Consider the following 25,079-nt stretch of genomic DNA (forward strand, 5'->3'; position numbering starts at 1 on the left):
ATTCAGCGACAGGCAGAAATAAAAAACCGGGCACTGCCCGGTTTTTTTAGCGCGAATATTTCCGTTTTTCAGAAATTCCAGAACACGCTGCCGGTCAGAGCGTAGGCATAAAAGGTGTTATCCGGCAGTTCTACGGTTTGTGCTGAATTCAGCTTTTCTTTAATGCCATCACGCCAGCTGCCGTTGGCATCCAGCATAACCATCGCACCGACTTCCGGACGGAATTGGTAGCCAATACCGGCGGTTAAACGCAGATCAATGCCACCGCCAAAATTGCGGGTAAGCGCTTTGTTATTTCCGCTGTTCAGTACGTTTTCATACAGGTTTAACCCTAACTGAGCACCGGCAATATAACGCAGCCCCAGTGACTGGTTCATAAAGTAGCTGTCGTATTCATAGCCACCGGTCAGGCTGAAAGAGCTGGCATCTTCGAATACAACCTCCAGGGTATCTTCTGGTTTATAGCGGGTTGCCGCAAAGTATTCGGCTTCGGTGGTAATAATATTACCCGCAGAATCCTTAAAGGAGCCGTTACTGATACCTGTCTGAATCGGATTAAACAACGCCGGAGTATTGCGGATATAGTCTTCGATAGAATCGGCAAAGCTTTCGGTCTGATCCGTGCTTTCCCAGCCGAAGCGGGAAAAGCTGATTTTCTGATAATGAATACCCAGCAGCCAGTAACCGCCATTGCCCATATGGTAGGCCATGGTGGTATCCAGAGCCTGATAGTTCATTGCCGCTACATCTTCCTGCACCGGGCCGGAAAAGCCACTGGCGTCCCACTTTTCTGTTTCTTCCTGAGCAATCAGCGTTGAGGCTGTCTTAATAAAGAAACCGAAATGTTCGTCAATGGCGGTATAGCCGCCGGAGCGCTGAACAAAATTGGTGGCAGAAAAACTTGAATCGACCTTTGAACCGCCAAAGTTATCGAGGTGCTCCGAGTAATTCACATTCTCAAAGCCGGCAGCAAAGAAGCTGTAGGACGTATTGGAAAATTCGGCCTGTGCCAGAGGAGCGGCGAGGCAAAGTGCAAGGGTGAGGCGGTTGGATTTCATAGCGGCATCCTGCAGTCATTTGTCAGAATGACTATACAAAAGCCGTCAGATTTTCGCTATTGGCGTGTTTGATCATTCGCGTGGCCGGATAATATTGGCCCGCGAATGAACATCGGCTTCCGCAACCGTCTTTTACCAGCGGGCGTAGTGGTCTTCGACCAGACCCCAGGCGCCTTCAAGGTGAATGCTTTCATCCGGCAGATGAATCTCGCCATGATACTGGCCAAAGTACTGATTAAAGTTGGACGCGATAATCAGCGCATTGGTTTTTTCCTGACGCCGGCCTTTAGGCTCAAAGTGCAGATCAATGCTGCCATCGGCGGAGCGCAGCGCCCAGGAATGATCCGGGTGATAGCGGTCAAAACGGAAATCCACCATATCCACTTTAATCATCTTGCCGTCTAACCAGATGGCATTTTCGCTGAAGCCGGTTTCGTTTACTCCGGCGGCGAGGTTAAAGCCCAGACGACGGCCATCGCTCAGCCGGCATGACAGGCTGCCCCAGTTCCAGAAGGTTTCGTGGCGCATAAAACCGCCGGTCCAGTCGACGCCAGCCAGTGCGCCAATGGCCTGCAGATCGTATTTTTTCCCGTGCCAGTCGACTACTCCATTACAGACCTGAGCGGTGCTTTTCTGGGTAAATACCCAGCCCTGGTAACCGGCGCGGGTACAGATCGCGAGCGGGTTATAGGAGGTGCTTTCGTCGATGGTGGCATCAATGTGTACGCCCTTGGCCAGTGACACCGATACTTTGCGCACACCCGGAGTACGGCTGGCTTTGATGCTGAAGGTATTAGCGCCTTTGCGGAATTCGGCATTGCCGTCATTCGGCCGTGGTTCGATATGAGTGTTTTTGCCCAGCGGTTGCAGAAAACTGAATTCTTCAAAGGCTTCAGTTTCCGGATCGTATAAATACAGAAAAGCGTTGCTCACCAGTTTCAGATCGACAATAGCAAGACCGACAATTAACTGTGGGCTGATAAAACTGACAAACTGAAACTGATTAAAGCCAAAACGTTTGGCCAGCGCACTGCGCTTGCGATCCATCGGCGAGCGCAGATCATAATCGAGATAATTCAGTTCGCTGACGCCATCAGGAAAGATGCCAAATGCCGGTTGGCCCTGAGCGTTAATCAGTTGATCACGGGAGGTCATGCCAGTTCCTTATCGGTTTTTGTTATCAAGCAACCGGATAAAAAACCGGCACTTTTATTTGAGAATGATGGCGTATTGTCAGCGTTTGCAACGGTTGCGTCCAGTCAGTTAGTGACAGTTCTGATATTCCGCGGGGGCAGTATTGACGCGTGCGGCGCTTAGTAGAACGCCGCACGCAGAGTGGCGAGGGTTTCCTGATCCGCTTTGAAGCGCATCTTCAGGTACACGCCTTTGGCGGTGAAATTGGCGGCAGAGAAATCGGTATCGATAAAGCCGGTAAAGTTATAACCCAGTCCGAGCCAGACGTTGGTCTGCGGAATCCAGCCAACCGATACACCGGTACCGTGCGCGGTCTGGCCGGCTTCGTAGCTGTGCAGACGACGGCCGTGGGCACCGATATCCCAGGTCGGATTCAGATGATGACGCCATTCAGCCGCCATAAAGTCGGTGGTGGAAGCGTAATCATCGCTGTTGTACTGATCGAGCACGCGCTTGATACCGTACTGGGCGGCCAGCTGGTTCGCCGGCGTGAACAGCCAGTTGCCGTGTACATTGTTGATCAGTTTGCGTGAGCGGCTTGGCGTGCCTTCGCCGCCTTCAGCCTGCTGCACCCAACGGGTTTGCCAGAGCAGGGCATAAGGGTGGCGACGCGGGCGGATGGCCAGATCGAAACTCGCTTCGAGCTGGTTGCTGTAACTGCTGCTGCCGTCTTCTTTGAAATAATTCAGGCTGCCACCGGTGGCCAGCGCATCGTTAAGCGGATGGTACAGGCTGGTACGGGCTACCCATTTATCGCTGTCGCTGCCGTCGCGGTATTCCACACGGTTATTCCACTGCCACAGGCTGGTGCGATATGACATACCGGCATGGGTGGCGTGAAAATCTTCGGTACTGTCTGAGGTTTCGCCCGGTGCATTGGCTTCCAGGTTGCGCGCCTGATCAAAGCCGAGGCTGACGTTCAGGGCGTCGGTGAGGGCGATTTCCTGAGTCAGGCCAGACACGGCAAACAGACGGTAGGCATCATCCTGCTCAACCTGTTCGATGCTTTGCTGAGCTTTGGCGCCGCTCCATGGGGTGGCGCGCATACCCAGCACAGTGCGCTCCGGTGCTGCAGATTCAAACCCGGTTTCATGCTCGGCAAACAGGCTGAGGTCATTGGTCAGGCGGTAGTCGGCGCCAAGACGCAGCTGGTCGTAGGCATCGCTGCGGGCGCTGGCATTGGCCAAGAGCATACTGTTCAGCGTCAGGCGGTCGTTCAGTACGCGGGTACTGAAGCCGGCGGTTAACTGGTCGGTGTACTGGTCTGCTGTTTCGTTTTCTTCCTGTGCGCTGAGCAGACCGAAAGAGATCTGCTGGTCGTTATCCAGACGGTGTACCCAGTCGAGCTGAGTCTGGTATTTATCGAAACCGGTGCTCAGTTGCTGATGGTGGAAACCTTCCAGTTGCAGGCGGTCACGGTCGCTTAAGTAGTAGCTGCCCTGTATGCCTTCTTTGCGGTAGTCATTTTCACCCTGCGCGGTCTGATCGAGGCCGAAGTTTTCGTCCTGGCTGCGTACATAAGCGGTGGCCTGCAGTTGTTCGGTACGGTGTGTCACTTCCAGCAGGTGTGCATTGGCGGTTGCCGCAGTAGAGTTAATAACTTCTTCGCTCTGGGCTACTTCGGCCTTGATTTCGGTATCACCTAAGGTGATGCGCGCATCGGCGGCGGTCAAGTGACGGTCATCACCGCTCTGATTCTGGGTAATGGCGGTCACACCGGCTTTGATGCGCTCATCCAGCAGTTTGACTCCGGCGCGGCCGCCGCTGATATAACCGAGGTTATCGCCGGCTTCGGTTTCGTACTCAACCACGATATAGCGCGGATTAAAGTTTTCATCGGTGCTGCTGACCGGCCCTTTGAAGTACAGGGTGCCGTCCTGATAGTCGATAACGTAATCGGCATCACGGTTCAGGTCTTCGCTGCTGATAATAACTTCGCTGCGATAACGGTCGCGGGTTTCAATGCGGATTTTTTCACTGTTCAGCACAATATTTTTATTGCGCAGACGATACAGACCGGAGGTGCCGTCACCCTGAATTTCATCACGCACAAAGCCGTTGCTGGTTTGGCTGGTAAAGGCTGACAGCTCAACCACATCGCCATGGTAAACCGCCTGAGCACCGGTCAGCTTACGGCTGTAACGGCCCAGAGTGCTGTTGTTCAGATCGGTGTTGATATCACCGAACATAGCGTAGAAGCGCTCACGCTCCAGACGTACATACAGTTTGCGTGCTGAGCTGGCGTCCAGCTGTTGCTGGCTGGCATCACCGTACAGGGTGTAATAACGGTCGGGCTCGATCACGCTGGCAAAGGCTTCGGCTTCCGGTTTGCCGGAGTCATAGGCGGCGGTCAGTAACCACTCACCCAGCACCTGACCCTGAGCAAAGAAGGCAACCCGGCCATCGTGCCAGAGATTGTCGTCGACACCAGCGGCCTGACGGCTGTTGTGGTCACCATTGCCGCTGTTATAACCGACCGCCAGATCGCCCAGACCGACCAGAATCCAGTCACGCGGAGCCGGTTTCAGCCACACACGCAGCTCATCTTTCTGGCCATTGGCGTGGCGGAAGGTCAGCACCGCTTCACCGGCCTGGTTGGTGGGTGTCAGGCGGATCAGCGCCACACCGTTATCACCCACGCGGTATTGTGGCTGCTGGATATTGCCCAGCGGGTTGCCTTCAATCTGACGCGATTCATCGTACAGGGTATAAGGCGCCTGGACTTCAACATCGCCAAGAATATTGGCGCGGATCGGGAAGCCGTCTTTATCGGTCAGACGCACAGCGATAGTGGCCGGCGTCAGACCGTCAGCCACGGCATTGCTCTGGCTTTCTACCAGTTCTGCTTTGGCCGGTTCCTGAGCGTACTGAACAGTGCGCTCAAACTGATCGACGATGTCACCGTCTTTATTAATCACAAACACGCTGAAGCGGTTAGGGCCGGGCTGAATATCAACACCGCGCCAGATACTGACGGCCAGATCGCGTTTGCTGTTACGCGTAGTGCCATCAAAGTTCAGCGGGCTGACCGGCTGGTCATCGAGCAACAATTTAATGCGCTCACCGGCGCCGTGGGAGATGGCAATTTTCACCGAGCCAATCGACGGGCTGCGATCGAGCGGCGGCCACAGCCACTGTGCCTGATCGGCGGCGGTTTCAAACCAGTGCTGATCAAATTCCGGCATTGGCTGTTCAGCGATCAGTGCGGCCGGATTACCGGCTGCTGTAGCCGGTAAATTACGGATAAAGCCGGGCAGGCTGGCCTGTACCGAAGCTACCTGCATGTCGCTGGCAATAGTCGCCAGACGGATATCCGGATCGCCGCTGAGTACTTTGACTTCAACACGACGGTTTAATGCGCGGCCATCACGGCTGGCATTGCTGGCCACCGGCACCGAGGAGCCTTTACCAACGGCACGGATATTCTGCGGCTCAACGCCCAGCTGTTCGGCCAGATAACGGGCCACCGATGATGCCCGGGCTTCAGACAGTGCCTGATTATCGGCATAAATATGTTTATTCCGGCGTGCAATCGGCGTGCTGTCGGTATGGCCAACGACCTGTACGGTTAAATTGCGCAGGCCTGCCAGACGGTCAATCACGTTTTTCAGATTCGATTTATCTTCCGGCGTTAAAACATCAGAAAAATTATCGAATTTCGGCGGATTAATCGGTTTTACCTGGCCATCGTCCGGCGGCAGCTGCAGCACGGCGGTGGTACTGGCTGGTTTAATCTGCTGCTTGGGCTGACCTTCGGCCTGGAAGCGGGTAATGGAGCGCGTGGTTAATTCACCGCTGTCGGCTTTATCGCTGACGATGGCCGAAAACTGCAGCTGGTGTGACCAGTCGGCCGGTTTATCGCCAAGTTTATAAATCAGCGTACCGTAGGAAATCTGTGGATCTTCCCACGGGACATTATCCAGTACGCTGCTGCCGGGCTCGTAAATAACACCGTCGGGCAGGGCGATCATCTGAATAACGTTGTTCACTTCCAGACCGTTGCCTTCGAGGTCGACGGTAAAGCGCAGTTTTTCCGGCACGGGGGAATTGTAAGGCAGTTTGCCATCAGCCATAGCCGCCAGAGGTACCAGCTGATGACTCAAACGCTGACGGATTTCGCCACTTTCAGGGGTTTTCATTTTCAGCGCAAAATCGACGCGCCAGAAACTGCCGCCCTGCACATCAACAAACTGACTGAATGCACGGCCGGCATGGAAACCGCGTTCATCGCAGCTGACCACTTCCATATAAGGTGGAATGGTGGCGGTATCCAGCTGTACGACGTGGGTGCCCGGACGGACGTTTTCGATATGCCATTCACCATTGGCATCGGTGACGACATAGGTACCGTCTTCCATAAACAGACGCACATTGGAGACGGCTTCGGCATCGAGGTTGCCGTTACAGTCGTCAAGGTAGACGCGGCCAAATAAACGCGCGCTGTCTTTAAAAAATTCGTCGGCAATCTGTACCTGAGCCTGAGCGATGTTACTGGTTACATCGTCGTCAACCAGCCAGGCTTTGTTGATTAAAGCGCCTTGTGCCTGGGCGGTAATCTGCGTGACGTAAGTCAGTAATAATGAACCGTTAGCGGCGATATCGGGCAGGGCAAAAGTCAGCTGGCGGCCGTTATTGCTGATAACCGGGTCGGCAATTTTTTCATCGTTAATACGTACAGAGCCATTGCGCAGACGCATTCCCAGTGGCAATTGGTCAACAATGCTGGCGTCTTTTACGACCACCTGGGAATTATTCAGACGAATGGTGAACTGTACAAAATCACCAATGCCGGCTTCGTTTTTATTGGCGGTTTTGCTCAGTAATACCCCACCCTCAAGCGGGTCGGCGGCGATATCGGAAATAAATACCCGGCCGCCCGCCAGACTGAATACTTCGCCACGGGAAATGGTATTCAGTTCGAACGGCCCATTCGGCACATTATTCAGATCGTCGCTGCCCAGCTCCGATGGCACACGGTATTTAGCCGGCGCTTCAAACTGCAGCTGATAATTACCGGCCGGCACATAAGGGAAGCGGAAGCTGCCATCCGGGAAGCTGTTGGTATCGCTGGCCAGTGCTGCGGTGCGAACAGTCTGAGCAGAGATTTTAGGACCGGTGACAACACTGGCTGGCCATGGAGTAACACCATCGTCGTCAAATACGCTGGCCGCGAGGCCGGTATCGGCATTAATCAGGGTTACGGTAACGCCATTAACCGGTGCGCCGGTTTGTGAATCAAATACACGGCTGTAAGGATCAAAGCGGGTATTCAGGGTCACGCTGTCGGTACTGTCGGCACTGTCCTGATAACGGGCAGTTACGGTCTGGCCATATTTCAGCGATAACGCACAATCGTAATTTGTGGCGCTGGCATCGGCTAAACGGGTCGGTAAAACACCGACAAATATACCGGTGTTGTCGCCGGTTTCGGTTAAGCGTAAATGTTCGATGTCGCTGCCATTACTGTTGCGGACATCGATTTCAATCTGGTCGGGGCGGGCTGAATTCAGATTTTTATCCAGCTCCACTACCTGAATAATTAAAGGCTCACCAATTTTGAAACCGTATTCGACGGCATTCAGCTGGTAGCTGCCAGGCAAAGACTGTGCATTGCCGGATAAATCGGTAAAAGCGGTTAATGCAGAAAAATTACCGCTGCTGTCGGCACATTCACTGCCATTAATGGCGGTGCCGGAAGCGGATGATCCGCCGTTGTGCAGTAACAGCATCTCGGCCGGCGTCGGAGCGACGGCTGCCGGATTAATTTCTTCGGTAACCAGTGTTGCAGAACTGCTGACACTGTCGGTTAAACCATTGCTGCGTTCAAAAGAAGCAACAGCGGTATTGGTAATGGGAGTATTGGCCGGGGTAACCGCGGCCAATACCTGCTGACTGAACAGCAAGCAGCCGGCAACGGCAAATGACAGACAGCCGCGAACGGCGGTCGGATGACCGCTGTTCAACAGTTGAGTGCGAATGCGTTGCAGGCTGTTCAGCATAATCAGTCGATCTTCACTGTGAAGGTGATTGTGCTGGTTTCATTCGACTTCACCGTAGCGAATACCGCTTCGATGTTGCTTCCGTTCAGAGCCGGACCAGTGGTCGGTGCAACGTAAGTCAGCGTTGCCGCTGGTGCGTTAACGCTTGTAACGTCTGCACACAGTTCCGGACTGTTGCTGCTGTCACAGAAGGTTGTGTTAGCCGGAATAGCATCACTGATGTTTACATCATTGGCATCCGTTGCGCCCAGGTTGGTCAGCGTAATGCTGTACTGAACGGTTGCACCAGGAATGGCTTTCGGATTGTTGGTTTCATTAATCGGATCCCACAGCACAACCGAGGTTTTGATGAAACCGTTTTTGGTTGGGTTAGTTGGATCAGTCGGATCAGTGGTTTCGAAATCCGGGAAGGCCAGGAACAGGGCGTCCCATGCAGATTCGGTAGCATTACCGATTGCAGATTCGTCATCACCCGCTTGCGCGTCATCAGCAAATACAAACTGAACAGCATCGGTGTCGGTATTTGCAACATCATTAACAACAGCAACAGGGTTGGCTTCGCCAACAACAGTCACTTCGCTTGCGGTTGCTGTTAACTGTACGGCGAATACATCTTTATCCACACCTTTGATTTCACTGGTTGGAATCAGAACCCAAACCAGTGCCGTGGTGTTGCTGGCATTTCCGTCTTCATTCAGAGAGATATTACCAGTCAGTTCGGTTGCCGGAGCGGCAGCACCAGCAGCGCTGCTGTACAGTTTAAAAAGGCTGCTTACCGGATCTTTGGTATCGGTCAGTGAGGTGTAATCTGTACCGGTAAAACCCAGTGCCTCAGTGCCGTCACCATTTGTCGGCGCCAGGGTGAAAGTGGTTGGCGCGTTAGTGGTGTTGGCCAGATCAAATTTACCCATCACGTAGTATTTGCTGCCAGCAACATCAATTTCAGTTGATGCATTTGGCGCTGCAATATCAGCACGTGCCAGATTAAAGTCGATTTTTACGTCGACCTGCAGTTTTTTCTCAGCTTCTACCTGAGTTTGCGCAACGCCATTCACTTTATAGTTAAGGGCTGCGGTATTTACGATTTCAATACCGGCTTTTGTCGCCGCCTGAGCCCCAAAACTTACGAGGCCGGCGAAGGACATAGCAGCAGGCAGAATCAGTTTTTGTATTTTCATACAGATTCTCCGGGTTATTTAATACGAACTTTAAATTCCACTTTACCGCTGGCTCCGGCTTCGACCGGCTGAGTCAGCATCCAGCGGATGTGGCTGTAGTCTTCCGCTTTTGCCGCACGGGTATTGCCCTGTGCAGTGACGGTCAGTTCGCTGGCTTTGCCAAAGTTCTGACCTCCGTCAACGGAATAGGTAATGGTGCTGTTGGCACCGGTTGCACTGTTGGCGATGTAAATCGTTTCGGCAGGAACCGGGTTATTGATTACAACGCCTTCAGCAGCTTCCTTGCCGTTATTGTTGTAAGAAATGCGGTAACCGACTTTATCGCCGGGTACTACTTTCTCAGGTGTTTGCCACTCTTCCACAACGCTGCCGTCGGCCTGTTGCACCGGAACGATTTTAAAAGCCTCGGTAATCAGGCTGACTTCGGCCATTGCCAGAGCAGGAAGAAAAGCAAATGCGAGCAGAAGAGTGCGCATAAATACCTCGTTATTAATCGATGGTTGCGGTGAATTGAATGGTGTAATCGCCGGCGGCTGCCTGATTACCCAAAACAAAGGTCACACGACCGTTGCTGCCAGCGTTGGCGTCATAACGACCCGCATCTGCATCGGCTGCAGAATCGGTGTTGCCTGAGGCATTGGTCGTTGTCAGTGGTGTGCCTGCCAGATTGCTGTTAGCCAGTAACAGGGAACCGGCGTCGTAGGTCAGGTTTAGTGGCAGGTCATCGACAATGCGCAGGTTATTAACGGCGGCGGTTACCTGAACCAGAATCTGGTAAGTCACCACACTGCCTGGCACTTTTACGCTGCCCAGGGTTGGGTGTTCGGTCGACAGAATGCTCTTGGTAATAACAACCAGACCGGCGGTTGCAGTTACTTTATAGCTGCTGGCTTTAATCGCGCCGCCGGCATTATTGGCCAGTACCGCATCGGTACCGCCATCGCCCTGGCCAGCCAGAATATCGCCCTGATTACCGGCTGCAGCACCTGGGGTCGCAGAGGTCACGTTGAATTCGATATTGGCGATATCGTCGATGCCCTGTGCAACCGGAATATCAACCACCACAAAGATTTTGGTGGCCTGTTCCGGGGTCAGGTTAATTTGTGTGACTTCGGTTTCGGTGCCCTGAAATCCTGGTACGCCGTCATCCAGATAAATTTTGACGTTGGTAACATCGAACGCGTCGCCGGTACCGTTGCTGACGGTCAGGTCGAAGGTTTCATCACCGTTACCGGTGTTTTTGATGGTGTATTCAATGACCTGAGCAGTGCTGCCGGCCTGAACTTCCAGAGCATTGGTGGTGCTGCTGGTTACTGCAACGTCGATTTTTTCCTGTACAACAAAAGCCGTGCTGCTGCTGACGGTCAGCTGTGAGGTTGCATCGGACGGTGCGTAGTAGGTAGCCGTTGCCGTGTTTTCAATCTGGGTACCGACAGAGGTTGCCGCCCAGCCACTTGCCGAGGCAAGCATACCTGCGAGAAGCAGGGACGTACGTTTAATGGTCTGCATGGAATGCTCCTTATTGGACCTTTACTTTGTAGCGAAACTTGAATTCCGGCTGGCTGCTGCCAGACGCGGGGTTTAACGTGCCTTTCGGCATAAAGCGGATATAGGTGACATTGGCGTCAAAGCCTTCGGCATCTGGCTGCGGAACGTAGCCATAGGTAATGCCGTCGCTGCTGTCGGTATCGTTGGAAAAATCGAGATCATCGTTGGCAGCATTTAATGCGCTAAAGCCGTAGGTAAGACCACTGTTAGCAGCACCCTGAATAAAATCAGCCGGGCCTGCGCCATTAAAATCGGCGACATAAAGGCTGGTGGTGGCAGCAATTTGTTCGTCAATAACAAGAGTGTCAGCATCGGTCTGGCCTTCACCCTGATTTAACGCAGTCAGGGTATAAATAATTTCTGCACCCGGAATGGCTTTGGGGTTAGTGCTGCCATTAACCGGATCAGAAATAACTTCAGCGTTTTTAGTCAGATTTAATTGCGGGAAGAGCAGAATCGGATAGCTCAGATCTTTACTGCTGAATACGAGATTTTCATAGCCTTCTTCCGCTCTGATACTGGCTTTCCAGTTACCTGCGGATGCATCTGTTGCCATTGTGATGCTGTATTCATAAACCTTAACAGCATTGCTGGCAGCAACAGGGGTTAAGGTGGTGTTATTAAGTAACTGATTGCCACTTGGGTCGAATAAACTCAATGTCGCAGCGGTAATATCGTCAGCACCGAAAGGGTCGGATACTTCGCCGCGAATATAAATTGCCTGCCCACGTTGAGCGGCATTGAGAGTGTTACCACCAGGGTATGGCGCGTCATAAAGTGCAACGCTATCAACATTAATAACGGTGTTGGAGGTCAGTGCGACCTGACTGTTGTTGCCGTTACGGCGCAGGAACAGGTCGACAGGATCTGAGTATTGGCTGCCAGACTGGCGGATGCTGATCTGCAAAATATCACCATTTAATAATGGTTCTGCATTTTGCACGCTAAGGTCGGTATTAAATTCCCGGATAACTTCCAGTCCGCTGTTATTGCCGGCAGTCAGCAGTTCGGCGGTCAGCGTCCGACTGGCCAGCAGTATGTCTGTACCGGAGCGTCTGGCTGACAGGCGGATATCAAAGGTATGGTTATAGGCCCTGTTATCACCACCGTCGTAACCATTGCGGGCATAAAAGCGGAATGGAATACCCTGGCTGTAATTCAGCACCATATCCGTTTGCAGCGCAGGGGTTAACTGCCAGTTAACTGTGCTGTTATTGGTAATTTCGATTGCGGAGCTGCTGTCCGTCGTTGCTACCCGGGTCAGGGTGAGGTTTGGCTGTAAATAGAGAGGCTTATTGCCTTTGATGCTGAGAGCACTGTTAACCGTGATTACGGGTGACGTCAGAGACAGGTTCAGACCAGCTCCGCTGAGGATCGCAGTGTTGGTAAAGCTGTCACTATCCTGAGCACCGGAAGACAAGACGCCATCAATCGTCAGAATGCGTGACTCACCGGCTGGTATCGTCAGCGCAGAAAGGCTGACCACGCCGCGGCCGAAATTTCCGGCAGGTGCTGGTTGTGTTGTTAATTGCGCACCGGCAGGGTGGCTGAAAACCTGAAAGCTGCTGATCAGTGAAGGGATATGATCTGTCAGTGTCATATTGCTCACTACAGCAGCGCCACTGTTTGTGATTTCAATTTCAAAGCGCAGCGTATCGCCCGGACGAACCTGACCACCATTCAGATCCAACACCCGTTTAACCGAAGTACTGAGATCCGGATCAACAATAGCGAGAGTAACCTGCTGACTGTTATTACTCATGCGGTGATCGAAGGTATTGCTGCTGGTACTGATTGACAGACTTTCGCTGTTAAGAGTGGTTGCAGCCGTGGACAGAGTAACTGACAGATCACTGTACTGATTACTGGCCAGGTTGCTGAGCTGACAGATAACCGCATTGCTCTGCGATGAACACAGCCAGTTGTTGCCAGAGAACGACGACAGGCTAAGGCCGTCAGTCAGAGGAATTTCAACCTGAACTGCATTGGCTGAGCGGGGACCATTATTGGTGACACGGAGTGCCAGCACGGCATTATCACCACGTTGTACCGTTGCCGGATTGTTCACCGTGAGACTGAGGTCGGCGACATCGCGATTCGGAATACTGATAATCTCTGCGCTCAGATAGACGCGATCCTGACCACTGGTATAGACCGATGTGACGGACTGAGAGCCGGCCGTAAGGTAGTTGCCGATATTGTAAATATCTACGTCGACACCAGAGGTGCTGCTGGCTGTCGAGTTGGAATAGGAGTTGAACTGATTCCCCTGAGGGTTACCGCTGCCGCTTAATACAGAGCCGTTGAAGCGCAGATTTTCTGAGTTGGAAATATCGGCATCACCTTCCCAGGTAATGTGCGCGTGCTTGCCACCCAGTGCTGCCGGATTATCGGCTACAACGAAGTTATTCGGGGTAAGGGTAATCGAGTTGTTCCAGAAATTACGGAAGCCATCAAAGATATTCACTACCCGCAGAGGCTCCTGCGCGTTTTCATACACAATCACCAGAGCCCAGCCACCATATGAGCGGCCACCGGTACAGTAAGAACTACTGCGATCGAAATTAAGGCCGGAGACGTTGTATGTAGCGCTGACAGAGCTGACGCGATTGGTAACGTCAGCCCGGGCGCTGTAGTAGCTGAGACCGTCGATATTCTCGTTGTAAATGACATCGGCGCTGATATTGGCGCCGGAAAAGTTAACCTGAGTGTCGTTACTGCCCGAGCCTGACCAGTACAGAAACGCGGCAACGACATTACTGCTGGCAGGGATACTGATAGCGGCACTGGAGTTGTTAAGTAGAGAGCAGCCATTGCTGCCAGAGCGCATGGTGTTACCGGTCAATGCAAACGACAGGTTACCGGCATAGCTTTCGCGCAGAATAATATTTTCAGCGGCAAGGGTTTGGGCGGAGATAAGAACAAAAACAAAGACGAGCGTGATCCCTTCCAGACGAAAGATATAAGCAGGCTTATTAATAACTTTAATGTTAAATGTTACCCGTTCGCTCAAAGTGTAATCCGTACCCTTGTGCCAGTTATTCCTGGTGCTGTGCGTTGTGCGCGCATCTTAGGTAGGGCATATGGTTGAGTCAATTTGCTGGCAGGCGACCAGCAATGGGTAAAACTGTGATGTAACACGCTGTTTTTAGAGAATAATTTTCGTTTACTTGAAAAGTGACATTTTTCCTCACATTCAATAGCAATGCAGGAAAAAATCTTAAAAAAATACACGTCATAACTGTCGTTTATGAGGGGAATGTGACAAAAAATGTCACCAGGTCTTTTCCCTCTCCTCGAAGTAACCATTTGTAACCAAACGAGTATTTTTGTGACATTGATATGATTGTTTATAATTAACCGTCAATTTCACAATGAATACATCTGCATATATGCCAAAAATGAGTCGTCAGTGAGTGTAAGTGAACGCTGCTGTATTGTTCTGTAACCGGCCGGCAGGCGATTTATCGATGTTTTCCCAGCAGTCTAAGCAATGCGTTTTATTCACATTGATAAGAAAGCGCATCGTCTTTTCAGCTTTTCTCCGCGATACCGACGTACCAAAAGATGCACCAAAAGACGTACGGAAAAATGTGGAAAACACTTAGGCAATGCCAACAGCATTATTGAGAATGTTGTTATAACCGGCTGGGTTATACGGAGCTGGTGAATTTTGGGTATTGATCAGGCAATAAAAAACCCGGCCGGAGCCGGGTTTTTGTCAGACGCGTCAGGTACAGATCAGAAGCTGTACTTGGCGGTGAAGTGCAGGCGGTTCATATCGCCTTCGTTCTTGGTGGTTGTCACTTTTTCCAGTGTAGCCATGCTGTATTCCACACCATAGGTTACTTCTTTGGTTGGGGAATACATCAGGTTCAGACGGGTGCTCGAAGACGATTCAACCAAGCCTGCAGCAATGGTGTCGTCATCGTAGTCAGCATCCAGCATGGAATAAGCGATGGTGCTGCGCATCTTATCGCTCCAGAAGTGACGGTAAGCAACAAAGGCGGCATTAACGGTTGTTGTTTTCAGATCGCCATTAGCTGCGATTGTTACGTCACTGACAGCACCGAGGCCGACGTAACGACCGACATTACCGGTGGTGTAGCTGAACTTCAGATCGTCAGCGCCGAGCTTGACCATACCGGACAGGCTGACACCGAAACCATTGGTGCTTTCGTCGATTTTGCCTGCACCGGATACTCCATTCTGGTAAGCCATCTGGCGGCCAATGGCGGCAACGGTAAAGGCATGATCACCGGCTTTGATATTGTAGCGGGCGACCATATCCGGCAAGCCAACATCATCGGTAACACCAACACCTGCAACGGTGCTTTCCGGGTTTTCCAGAGCAAACTGGAAGTCACCCATGGTGTAGCGGATCTGTGCCTGACGGTTAAATACAGTACCGTCACTTACGCCGAGAAAGTCTACGGTTTCTGGCAGGGCGCCAACGTTCATAAACGTCGACCAGGTCTGACCAAAAGTCAGATTGTTATAGGTGAAGAACGCATGGCGTAAGCGAGGGTTATAGGAGTTGGAAACAACCTCGTTACCAGCTCCACCTGCCGCGAGTGCCGTCAGAAAATCCATTTCAATAAAACCGGTTACTTTCTCACCGCTGTCGGTGGTGGTAACGGTTTTAAAGTTCAGACGTGACGATTTGGCACTGAAGTCGACACTGCTGGTTTCTTCGCCGGTACCGCCACTGGTTTGTATGGTTGACGGTACATAAAAATCACGACCCAGGCTGCCTGCGCCAATATCACCATCGGAATAGGTGCTCATCATGGCGTCCATCTTGATATAGCCGCCATAGCTGAACTCGGTATTTGCTGCCTGAACAGCCATCGGCAGTGCCGCGGCCAACAGAATTGCAGAAGTCTTACGCATGTCGCTCTCCTTATTATCATAGTTGTGCCTGCTCACTATGGTGCACAGTTTCTGTGCGACGAAATTAGCCAAAGGTCGAAGCTGCAAGGCGTTAAGTAGAAGTACTTACTAACTCTCTGCTGAACTACGGATAAGCGTCGGCGCTTTACAGCAGCGGGAACGGACCTTTGTGTGCCGTTCTGGTGCGGATGAGCGGTGGGTATGAGCATATTTCCGTCAAGCAGCTTATACCGTTAACTTCTGTCGCTTCAGATCTTTGGTTGCATGTTATTCATTCGGGACAGGCACAGGTGAATATCCGGGGTAATATGCGGGCTGATCAGTTTTCCTTTAGATATCAGCAAGATAAGTAATAAAGAAACACTGGTTCAGCGTTTCATTCAGGGGTATTAAACAGATACTGGTATTTGTATTCCGGCACACAGCCGGAAAGCGGATGCCTGGTTTAAAAGGGATGCATCAGGGCAATCTGGCCAGAAGTAAGGGAGCTGAAGGTTGATCGTCTGTAATCCGCGCCTGATTGCCCGGTTTTTTCGCCGATAGACCATTGTCTAATTTGGGGAAGAGCGGCCGGTCACTCAATATGAGTCATAAGATATACATTGCCGCCGGGCACTAGCGAGCTTTAAAAATAATCACTTAGGGAGAACGCTATGAGCGACCAGAAGGTTTATCCAGTCAAACCGGAATTTGCTGATTCCGCCTGGATTAACAACGAGAAGTATCTGCAGATGTACCAGCAGTCCGTCATCAACCCGGAAGGGTTCTGGCGTGAGCAGGCAGAACAGCGTATTGACTGGATAAAACCTTTCACCCGTGTGCGCAACGTGTCGTTTGACGATCACAACGTCAACATCAAATGGTTTGAAGACGGTACGCTGAATGCCTCAGCCAACTGTCTGGATCGCCATCTGGAAACCCGCGGTGATCAGACCGCCATTATCTGGGAAGGCGATGATCCGGGTCAGGATCGTCATATCACCTATAAAGAGCTGCATGAAGAAGTTTCCCGCTTTGCCAATGCGCTGCGTGGTCAGGGCGTACGCAAGGGCGATATCGTCTGCATTTATATGCCGATGATTCCGGAAGCTGCGGTTGCCATGCTGGCCTGTACCCGTATTGGTGCCGTTCACTCGGTAGTATTTGGTGGTTTCTCGCCGGATGCTCTGGCGGGTCGTATCGAAGACAGTAACGCCAAAATCGTCATCACTTCAGACGAAGGTGTGCGTGGTGGCAAGAAAGTGCCACTGAAAGCGAACGTGGATGAAGCGCTGACCAATCCTGCGATCCGCTCACTTGAAAAAGTGATTGTGGTTAAGCGCACCGGCTCTGATGTCGCCTGGCATCCGGCCCGCGACGTCTGGTATCACGATCTGGTGAGCCTGGCTTCTCCGCATTGCCCGGCAGAAGAAATGGGCGCTGAAGATCCGCTCTTTATTCTGTATACCTCCGGCTCCACCGGTAAGCCTAAAGGTGTGTTGCATACCACCGGTGGCTATATGGTTTGGGCGTCTATTACCCACCAGTACGTTTTTGACTATCACGATGGCGATATTTACTGGTGTACCGCCGATGTGGGCTGGATTACCGGTCATACCTATCTGCTGTACGGACCGCTGGCTAATGGCGGTACAACCCTGATGTGCGAAGGTGTGCCGAATTATCCGGACATCAACCGTTTCTCGCAGATTGTCGATAAGCATCAGGTCAACATTCTTTATACCGCCCCAACTGCTATCCGATCGCTGATGGCCGAAGGCGCGAAAGCCGTTGAAGGCACGCACCGTGAATCCCTGCGTCTGCTGGGGTCGGTGGGTGAACCGATTAACCCGGAAGCCTGGGAATGGTATTACCGTACCATCGGTGAAGAGCGTTGCCCGATTGTCGATACCTGGTGGCAGACTGAAACCGGCGGCATCATGATCACCCCGTTACCGGGTGCTACCGATGCTAAACCAGGCTCAGCAACCCGTCCGTTCTTTGGTGTGCAGCCAGCACTGGTAGACAACTCCGGCATGCTGCTGGAAGGTGCGGTTGAAGGTAATCTGGTGATGATCGACAGCTGGCCGGGTCAGGCCCGTACTGTATACGGCGATCATGAGCGTTTTGTGCAGACATACTTCTCTACGTTCCGTGGTATGTACTTTACCGGTGACGGTGCGCGTCGTGACGAAGACGGTTACTACTGGATTACCGGCCGTGTGGATGACGTGATCAACGTATCCGGTCACCGCATGGGTACCGCTGAAGTAGAAAGTGCGCTGGTTGCACACCCGAAAGTGGCTGAGGCTGCGGTGGTGGGTTATCCGCACGATATCAAAGGCCAGGGTATCTACGTATACGTCACTCTGAATGCCGGTGAAGAATCGAGCGAAGAGCTGGTGAAAGAACTGCGCAACTGGGTGCGTGCCGAAATCGGCCCGATTGCGGCACCCGATCTGATTCAGATTACCCCGGGGCTGCCAAAAACCCGTTCAGGCAAAATTATGCGCCGTATCCTGCGTAAGATTGCCGCTAACGAACATGATTCTCTGGGAGATATTTCTACTCTGGCCGATCCGTCGGTGGTGGAATCACTGATCGATAAGCGCCTGAATCGCGGATGATCAGCACGGATGATTAAGTCATCATTGCGTGTCTGACGGAGCTGCCCAGGGAATTCTCTGGGCAGTTTTTTGCGTTTTTACAGTGGACACAAGCATCTGCTGATAAAATGTCGCACAATAACAATAGTCAGCGGTTAAACCGCTGAGCAGGATTCTCCGGAGGGGACTATGCAGCTCGCACAAAAAATCATCATTGCTGATGATCACCCATTATTCCGCACGGCTATGCAGCAGGCGGTTAAACAGCTGGTACCCGATGTTACGATTGAGCAGGCAGAATCGCTGCCGGAATTGCAGCAGGTGGTGGAGCAGCATAAAGACGCCGATCTGATTCTGCTGGATCTGCAGATGCCGGGAGCACACGGTTATTCCGGGCTGGTTTTTCTGCGGTCACATTACCCGGAAATTCCGGTGATCGTTGTCTCGGCCTGTGAAGATCCGGCCATTATGTGTCAGGCGATCGATCATGAAGCGTCCGGTTATATTTCCAAATCGTCACCGCTGGAACATATCGCCAAAGCCATCGAAATGGTGTTACAGGGGGATATTTATCTGCCCGATGCCGCACGTCGCCATCAGCATCAGCCAAACCAGAATGCGCTGGATCTGGCTGAACGTCTCGCCAGTCTGACACCACAACAGTTCCGTGTACTGACCATGATGTCGGAAGGCATGCTGAACAAACAGATCGCCTACGATCTTGACGTCAGCGAAGCCACTATCAAGGCTCATGTAACGGCCATTTTCCGTAAGCTGGGTGTGCGTACCCGTACCCAGGCCGTTATTTCGGTGCAGAGTCTGGATTTTGAAAAACCGGATACCCTGATGGCGACTCAGGTCTGACCGTCGCCTGCCAGTCAGAAGCAGCATAAAAAAAACAGGAGCCATTGCTCCTGTTTTTTTATGCTCTTGCCGCCGTTTATGCTCTGGTCGGCTGCCGCATTATTCAGCGGATAAGACGGCGGATCAGAGCGCGTAATGCCGCAGGGCGTACCGGTTTTTTCAGGAAATAGAAGCCGAGAGATTTGGCTTCTTCTGCAATGACGGTCGTGGATCGGCTGAGATTAATACGCCGGGAATATCCTCATTAAAATGACGGCGCAGCATCGACATTACCTGCAGGCCGGTGACGTCGTTGTCGAGCTGGTAATCAGCGAGCATGATTTGCGGCTTGAATGGCACCTGTTCAGCTTCGTGCTCGTCGCTGCAACTGAAAACTTCACATTGCCAGCTGCTGAGCAGGGCATTCATACCGGCCAGAACTTCAGCGTCATTATCAATACAGAAAGTCTGTAAGCCCTCAAAACTGCCGGACACACGTGCCTGCTGATCGCGGTTATCCTGCTTCACCACATCGGCTTCGGTCAGTGGCAGGGTGATACGGAAGAGGGTGCCATTACCCACCCAGGAATCGACTTCCACGCTGTGTCCCATACGCTTAGCCATACGATCAACAATGGCGAGCCCCAATCCCAGTCCTTTGCTGTCCTGCTTGCCCTGATTAAGACGTTTGAATTCGCCAAAAATCTCCCCCAGTTTAGAGCGCGGAATACCCGGACCGGTATCCCAGACTTCGATAACCAATTGCTCACCACGCTTACGGCAGCCAAGCAGAATGCCGCCTTTATGGGTATAGCGCACGGCATTGCTGAGCAGATTCTGCACGATACGGCGCAGCCAGTGCGCGTCGCTTAATACCCAATAATCACAGGGGCGGAAGCGCAGCACCAGACCTTTCTCCGCCGCCAGCGCGGTAAATTCATCACGCAGGGGTTTTAACACGGCACTTAACTGAATAGGCCGCAGGCTGGGTTCAATAGCTCCGGCATCCAGTTTGGATATTTCAACCAGCACCGATAACACATCTTCAGCCGATTGCAGTGAGCCTTCCAGATGGGTCAGCAGATGGCGTTGCTCCTCCGATAAATTGTGCTGGGCCAGGGTTGAGGCAAATAATTTGGCGGCATTTAATGGCTGCATCAGATCGTGTCCGGCAGCGGCCAGAAACCGGGTTTTACTGGTATTGGCTTCGATCAGCTGCGAGGTCAGATCATCCAGCTGCTGTGTACTTTTTTCGACGCGGCGTTCAAGGCTTACATTGGCTTCTTTTAAAGCCTGTTCGGCTTTTCGGTGAACCGTAATGTCAGTGAAGCTGGTAACAAAACCTCCATCCGGCATCGGATGGCCCTGCATGGATATCACTACACCATGCGGCAGCAGGCGTTCAAACTGATGGGCGGAGCCGGCACTTAAAAAACGCATTCTGCGTGCAACCTGCTGCTCTATGCTGCCGGGGCCGCAGAAACCGCGCTCGGCATTAAACGCAATAATGTCGGCAACGGGCTTGCCCACCTGAATAAAGCCCGGAGGGTAATTAAACAGCTCCAGATAGCGCCGGTTCCAGGCCACCAGATTGAGATTACGGTCAACCACGCTGACGCCCTGATGCAGATTTTCTACCGCAGCCTGCAATTGCTCGCGGCTCATGGCAAAGGCCTGACTGGCTTCGCTGGCGAGGAAGGCCAGATCGCGGATCTGAATCTGTTCGCCACCTAATAAGGTCGAGAAGATAACCCGTGCAGAAGATGAGCCGACCACCGAGGCCAGTAACTTCTCGGCATCGTGCAGCAAATCGCTGGATGCCATGGCATGGTCGTACTGAATACCGTGATGAGCCTGATAGTCGGCAAAAAAAGATTCGGTTTTTTTGTAGCCCAGAATCCGCTCCAGCACCACGCGAACATCATCCACTTTGCAGGTGAACGACGGAGCCACCTGATTACCCGGATTCAGAGCCTTGGTGCTGGTGAAGTCGGAGGCCAGCATACGTTCCCGCACAGAAGCGTTGGTGACCACCGAGAAGAAAATATACAGCGATACGTTAACCGACAGGCTTAGTATCACACCGAAACTGAAATCATCCAGATTCAGTCCCAGCATCTGATAAGGCGTTGTATTGCTCTGTTCAATGCCCTGCGCCAGCACCGGCCAGAGCAGGGTGTAAATCCAGATAAAGGTGCCACTCAGTAGCCCGGCAATAGCGCCCTGACGATTACCTCCCTGCCAGATCAGACCACCGATCAGTGGTGGGGCAAATTGCGCGACGGCGGCAAAAGATAACAGGCCAATAGCTGCCAGCGATTCAAATTCCCCGACCATGCGGTAAAACAGATACGAACCCAGAATCATGACCACAATCACCATGCGGCGCACGGTCAGCACCAGAGTGCGCACACTGGATGATTGCTGAATATCACTCTGTTGTTGGGTATTGCGGAAGAACGCAGGCAGTACCAGCTCGTTTGACACCATGGTGCTGATGGCAATGGTTGCCACAATGATCATACCGGTCGCCGCGCTGCCGCCACCGATAAACGCAATAATGGCCAGAACGTCCTGACCGAGGGACACCGGCAGGCTGAGCACATAGGTGTCCGGAGCAAATCCCAGATCGCGCATAAATAGATGGCCGGTTAAGGCGATGGGTACGACAAACAACAGCATCAGCACCAGATACAGCGGAAACATCCAGCGTGCGGTATGAATGTGGCGCACCGATTCATTCTCGATGACACCAACCTGAAACTGACGTGGCAGGCAGAGAATGGCAAACCCGGCCAGCAGGCTTTGCAGAATAAAGGCAAGGGAGATCACATCGCTGTTAAACAGCGCATGGTCGGGCATCACTGTTTTGGACAGGGTGAATAAATCCAGCGGCGAGTCGAACAGGGAGGTCATCACCCAGATTCCCACCGCGAGAATCGCCAGCAGTTTCACCATCGATTCAAAGGCAACCGCCAGAATCATCCCCGGATGCTGTTCGCTGGCGTCAATGTCGCGGGTACCAAACACAATGACAAACAGCGCCATCGCCCAGCTGATATGAAAGGCGGTGTCCTGCCAGAAAAAAATCGGGCCGCCGCTGTCGGCACCCAATGGCTGTGTGACCAGCTCAAAAGTGGTGGCAATGGCTTTGAGTTGCAGTGCGATGTAAGGCACAACACCAAGCACTGCGACGATGGTTACCAGAATGGCGAGGGTGTGGTCACGGCCGTAACGGGTGGCAATAAAGTCGGCAATGGAGGTCAGGCGTTTTTCTTTGGCAATGCGGATGATTTTCCCCAGCATGCGCCAGAAAAAAAGCAGAAACAGAATCGGGCCGATATAAATACTGAGGAACATCCAGCCGCTGGTGGCGGCCATGCCTACAGCACCATAAAAGGTCCAGGAGGTGCAATAAACCGCCAGCGACAGACTGTAAATCATACCGGTGTTGTGCACCGGTCTGCCGCTGTGAGCCCGGCGGTCGCCGTACCAGGCAATACCGAACAGCGTGCCAATGTATAACACAGAAATTGAAATGAGCTGCCAGGCCGGAATCATAGCTTTCCTTGTTGTATTTTTTTTGCCTCTGGGGAGCTTAACACGAGCCCCTGTTTTCACTCTGCGTCACTGTCCTGATCTTAGACCAAGGTCGTACAGGGTGAAAGATCCGGCGGCGTACTTCCTGAGACTATGGTCGGGCTGGGGGGGCGGGCCCCGTTGAGTAGAATGCCAATGAGTTATTCATTGTCAGGAGTCAGGCATGCAGTCCGATGTCTACCAAAAAATTAAAGATCACCCGGATTTTCAGATTCTGGTGTCAAAGCGCAAATCCTTTGCCCTGAAACTCTCCGCCATTGTGCTGGTGATGTACTTTTCTTTTATTCTGCTGGTTGCTTTTGCTCCCGGCGTTCTGGCCGAGCCGGTTGCTCAGGGCAGCGTTACCACCTGGGGAATCCCTATGGGTGTCTTTATTATTATTTCATCGTTTCTGCTGACCGGTATTTACGTTAAACGTGCGAACACCGAATTTGATGAAGAAAATCAACGCATCATTGAAGAATGTCTGAAGGGTTAAGGAATCCGTATGTTTAAACGTTTGAAACCCTTTGCATTATTTCCACTATTGTCCCTGAGCAGTCTGGCTTTTGCCGGCGATGCTATCAGCGGGGCCGTAGAGCAGCAGGCCACTAACTGGTCGGCCATTATTATGTTTCTTATTTTTGTGGCCTTTACGCTGGGTATTACCGTCTGGTCCAGTCGTCGCACCCGTTCCGCCGCCGATTATTATGCGGCTGGTGGTGGTATTACCGGTTTTCAGAATGGTCTGGCCATTGCCGGGGATTATATGTCGGCGGCATCTTTTCTGGGGATTTCCGGCCTGGTGTATTTATCCGGTTTTGACGGCCTGATTTATTCCATCGGCTTTCTGGTCGGCTGGCCACTGATTCTGTTTATGATTGCCGAACGGCTGCGTAATCTGGGCAAGTTTACTTTTGCCGATGTGGCTTCGTATCGTCTTGGGCAGACCCAGATCCGTACGCTGTCGGCTGTTGGATCGCTTTGTGTTGTTTCTCTTTATCTGATTGCCCAGATGGTTGGCTCGGGAAAACTGATTCAACTGCTTTTTGGCTTGCCGTACGACTATGCCGTCGTGCTGGTGGGTATTCTGATGGTGCTGTACGTCACCATGGGCGGTATGCTGGCTACAACCTGGGTACAGATTATTAAAGCGGTATTACTGTTATCCGGTGCCAGCTTTATGGCCCTGATGGTACTGGTTTATGTCGGTTTTGATATGGGAAATTTATTCCAGCAGGCAACCGAAGTTCACGAAAAAGGCATTGCCATTATGGGGCCGGGTGGTCTGGTATCCGATCCGGTGTCTGCAATCAGTCTCGGTATTGCGCTTATGTTTGGTACCGCTGGTCTGCCGCATATTCTGATGCGCTTCTTTACCGTGGCTGACGCCCGCGAAGCGCGCAAGTCCGTTTTTTATGCCACCGGATTTATCGGCTATTTCTATATTCTGACCTTTATTATCGGCTTTGGCGCTATCGTTCTGGTGTCGACCAACAGTGAATTTCTTAATGAAGCCGGCGCTTTAATCGGCGGCAACAATATGGCTGCAATCCATCTGTCAAAAGCAGTGGGTGGCGACTGGTTCCTCGGCTTTATTTCTGCGGTTGCCTTTGCCACGATTCTGGCGGTGGTTTCGGGACTGGCTTTGGCCGGAGCCTCGGCGGTGTCTCATGATCTGTATGCCAATGTCTTCCGTCCGGATGCAACGGATGAAGAAGAAGTGCGGGTGTCGAAAATTACCACGCTGGTGCTGGGTGTGATTGCGATAGGGCTGGGTATTTTATTCGAACAACAAAATATCGCCTTTATGGTCGGTCTGGCCTTTGCTATTGCTGCCAGTGCGAATTTCCCGGTGCTGTTCCTGTCGATGTACTGGCAGCGCCTGACCACCCGCGGAGCCATGATCGGTGGCTGGCTGGGCCTGTTAACGGCGGTTTCTCTGGTTATTCTTGGGCCGATTGTCTGGGTGCAGATTCTGGGTAATGAAAGTGCGGTATTCCCATATAAATACCCGGCCTTGTTCTCGGTCATTGTTGCCTTCGCCGGGATCTGGTACTTCTCAATCACAGATAAATCAGCCGCCGGAGCACAGGAGCGGGAGAAATTTGATCAGCAGTTTGTGCGCTCTCATACCGGGTTGGGTGCGGCACAGGCAGCGGATCACTGAACCTGTTTTATAGGTGTAAACAGGTCTGAGAA

At 52.2% G+C, this 25,079-nt stretch carries 13 protein-coding genes; 4 read left to right on the forward strand and 9 right to left on the reverse strand.

Translation table 11 applies throughout. The features are described 5' to 3' along the window. Window positions 1-68: 68 nt before the first annotated feature. The 8 genes from MT343_RS06815 to MT343_RS06850 form a co-directional block, all read right to left on the reverse strand. Window positions 69-1,058 (reverse strand): hypothetical protein, encoded by a 990-nt coding sequence (locus tag MT343_RS06815; protein WP_145469388.1) that lies wholly within the window; start codon window positions 1,056-1,058, stop codon window positions 69-71. A 132-nt stretch (window positions 1,059-1,190) separates the two neighbouring features. Further along, entirely contained in the window at window positions 1,191-2,213 is a 1,023-nt protein-coding gene (locus MT343_RS06820; RefSeq protein ID WP_145469389.1) for a DUF2804 domain-containing protein, read from the reverse strand. A 158-nt stretch (window positions 2,214-2,371) separates the two neighbouring features. After that, window positions 2,372-8,251, reverse strand: a complete 5,880-nt coding sequence (locus MT343_RS06825) for an OmpA family protein (protein ID WP_145469390.1) — start codon at window positions 8,249-8,251, stop codon at window positions 2,372-2,374. 2 nt (window positions 8,252-8,253) lie between these two features. Then, complete coding sequence (locus MT343_RS06830) at window positions 8,254-9,429, reverse strand: DUF11 domain-containing protein (protein ID WP_145469391.1); 1,176 nt, start codon at window positions 9,427-9,429, stop codon at window positions 8,254-8,256. 14 nt (window positions 9,430-9,443) lie between these two features. Beyond that, a complete protein-coding gene (locus MT343_RS06835; RefSeq protein ID WP_145469392.1) occupies window positions 9,444-9,905 on the reverse strand; it encodes a DUF11 domain-containing protein in 462 nt (153 codons plus the stop codon). A gap of 13 nt (window positions 9,906-9,918) precedes the next feature. Then, window positions 9,919-10,938 carry a hypothetical protein gene (locus tag MT343_RS06840; RefSeq protein ID WP_145469393.1) on the reverse strand — a complete coding sequence of 340 codons (1,020 nt, stop codon included), beginning with the start codon at window positions 10,936-10,938 and terminating at the stop codon, window positions 9,919-9,921. A 10-nt stretch (window positions 10,939-10,948) separates the two neighbouring features. Beyond that, entirely contained in the window at window positions 10,949-13,990 is a 3,042-nt protein-coding gene (locus MT343_RS06845) for a DUF11 domain-containing protein (protein WP_145469394.1), read from the reverse strand. Window positions 13,991-14,718: 728 nt separating this feature from the next. Further along, complete coding sequence (locus tag MT343_RS06850; RefSeq protein ID WP_145469395.1) at window positions 14,719-15,870, reverse strand: DcaP family trimeric outer membrane transporter; 1,152 nt, start codon at window positions 15,868-15,870, stop codon at window positions 14,719-14,721. 653 nt (window positions 15,871-16,523) lie between these two features. Between MT343_RS06850 and acs the strand changes: the two genes are divergently transcribed. Beyond that, a complete protein-coding gene (acs, locus tag MT343_RS06855; protein ID WP_145469396.1) occupies window positions 16,524-18,476 on the forward strand; it encodes an acetate--CoA ligase in 1,953 nt (650 codons plus the stop codon). A gap of 168 nt (window positions 18,477-18,644) precedes the next feature. Further along, on the forward strand, window positions 18,645-19,319 hold the full coding sequence (locus MT343_RS06860) for a response regulator transcription factor (RefSeq protein ID WP_145469397.1): 675 nt from the start codon (window positions 18,645-18,647) through the stop codon (window positions 19,317-19,319). A 159-nt stretch (window positions 19,320-19,478) separates the two neighbouring features. On the opposite strand, the gene MT343_RS06865 is transcribed toward MT343_RS06860, so the two are convergent. After that, window positions 19,479-22,859, reverse strand: coding sequence for a PAS domain-containing hybrid sensor histidine kinase/response regulator (locus tag MT343_RS06865; protein WP_145469398.1), 3,381 nt, complete (start codon window positions 22,857-22,859; stop codon window positions 19,479-19,481). Window positions 22,860-23,061: 202 nt separating this feature from the next. Between MT343_RS06865 and MT343_RS06870 the strand changes: the two genes are divergently transcribed. Beyond that, window positions 23,062-23,376, forward strand: coding sequence for a DUF485 domain-containing protein (locus MT343_RS06870; protein WP_145469399.1), 315 nt, complete (start codon window positions 23,062-23,064; stop codon window positions 23,374-23,376). A 9-nt stretch (window positions 23,377-23,385) separates the two neighbouring features. Further along, window positions 23,386-25,047 (forward strand): cation acetate symporter, encoded by a 1,662-nt coding sequence (locus MT343_RS06875; protein WP_145469400.1) that lies wholly within the window; start codon window positions 23,386-23,388, stop codon window positions 25,045-25,047. Window positions 25,048-25,079 lie beyond the last annotated feature (32 nt).

This window comes from Venatorbacter sp. C2-1 (assembly GCF_022832715.1).
In the GTDB taxonomy this organism is placed as follows: Bacteria; Pseudomonadota; Gammaproteobacteria; order Pseudomonadales; family Oceanobacteraceae; genus Venatoribacter; species Venatoribacter alkanivorans.

Bases quoted from the DNA above. Each gene is read 5' to 3' on its own strand.
- MT343_RS06865 (WP_145469398.1), bottom strand. From the start codon at position 22,859: ATGATTCCGGCCTGGCAGCTCATTTCAATTTCTGTGTTATACATTGGC.
- MT343_RS06830 (WP_145469391.1), bottom strand. From the start codon at position 9,429: ATGAAAATACAAAAACTGATTCTGCCTGCTGCTATGTCCTTCGCCGGC.
- MT343_RS06875 (WP_145469400.1), top strand. From the start codon at position 23,386: ATGTTTAAACGTTTGAAACCCTTTGCATTATTTCCACTATTGTCCCTG.
- MT343_RS06815 (WP_145469388.1), bottom strand. From the start codon at position 1,058: ATGAAATCCAACCGCCTCACCCTTGCACTTTGCCTCGCCGCTCCTCTG.
- MT343_RS06840 (WP_145469393.1), bottom strand. From the start codon at position 10,938: ATGCAGACCATTAAACGTACGTCCCTGCTTCTCGCAGGTATGCTTGCC.
- MT343_RS06870 (WP_145469399.1), top strand. From the start codon at position 23,062: ATGCAGTCCGATGTCTACCAAAAAATTAAAGATCACCCGGATTTTCAG.
- MT343_RS06860 (WP_145469397.1), top strand. From the start codon at position 18,645: ATGCAGCTCGCACAAAAAATCATCATTGCTGATGATCACCCATTATTC.
- MT343_RS06835 (WP_145469392.1), bottom strand. From the start codon at position 9,905: ATGCGCACTCTTCTGCTCGCATTTGCTTTTCTTCCTGCTCTGGCAATG.
- MT343_RS06820 (WP_145469389.1), bottom strand. From the start codon at position 2,213: ATGACCTCCCGTGATCAACTGATTAACGCTCAGGGCCAACCGGCATTT.
- MT343_RS06850 (WP_145469395.1), bottom strand. From the start codon at position 15,870: ATGCGTAAGACTTCTGCAATTCTGTTGGCCGCGGCACTGCCGATGGCT.
- acs (WP_145469396.1), top strand. From the start codon at position 16,524: ATGAGCGACCAGAAGGTTTATCCAGTCAAACCGGAATTTGCTGATTCC.
- MT343_RS06825 (WP_145469390.1), bottom strand. From the start codon at position 8,251: ATGCTGAACAGCCTGCAACGCATTCGCACTCAACTGTTGAACAGCGGT.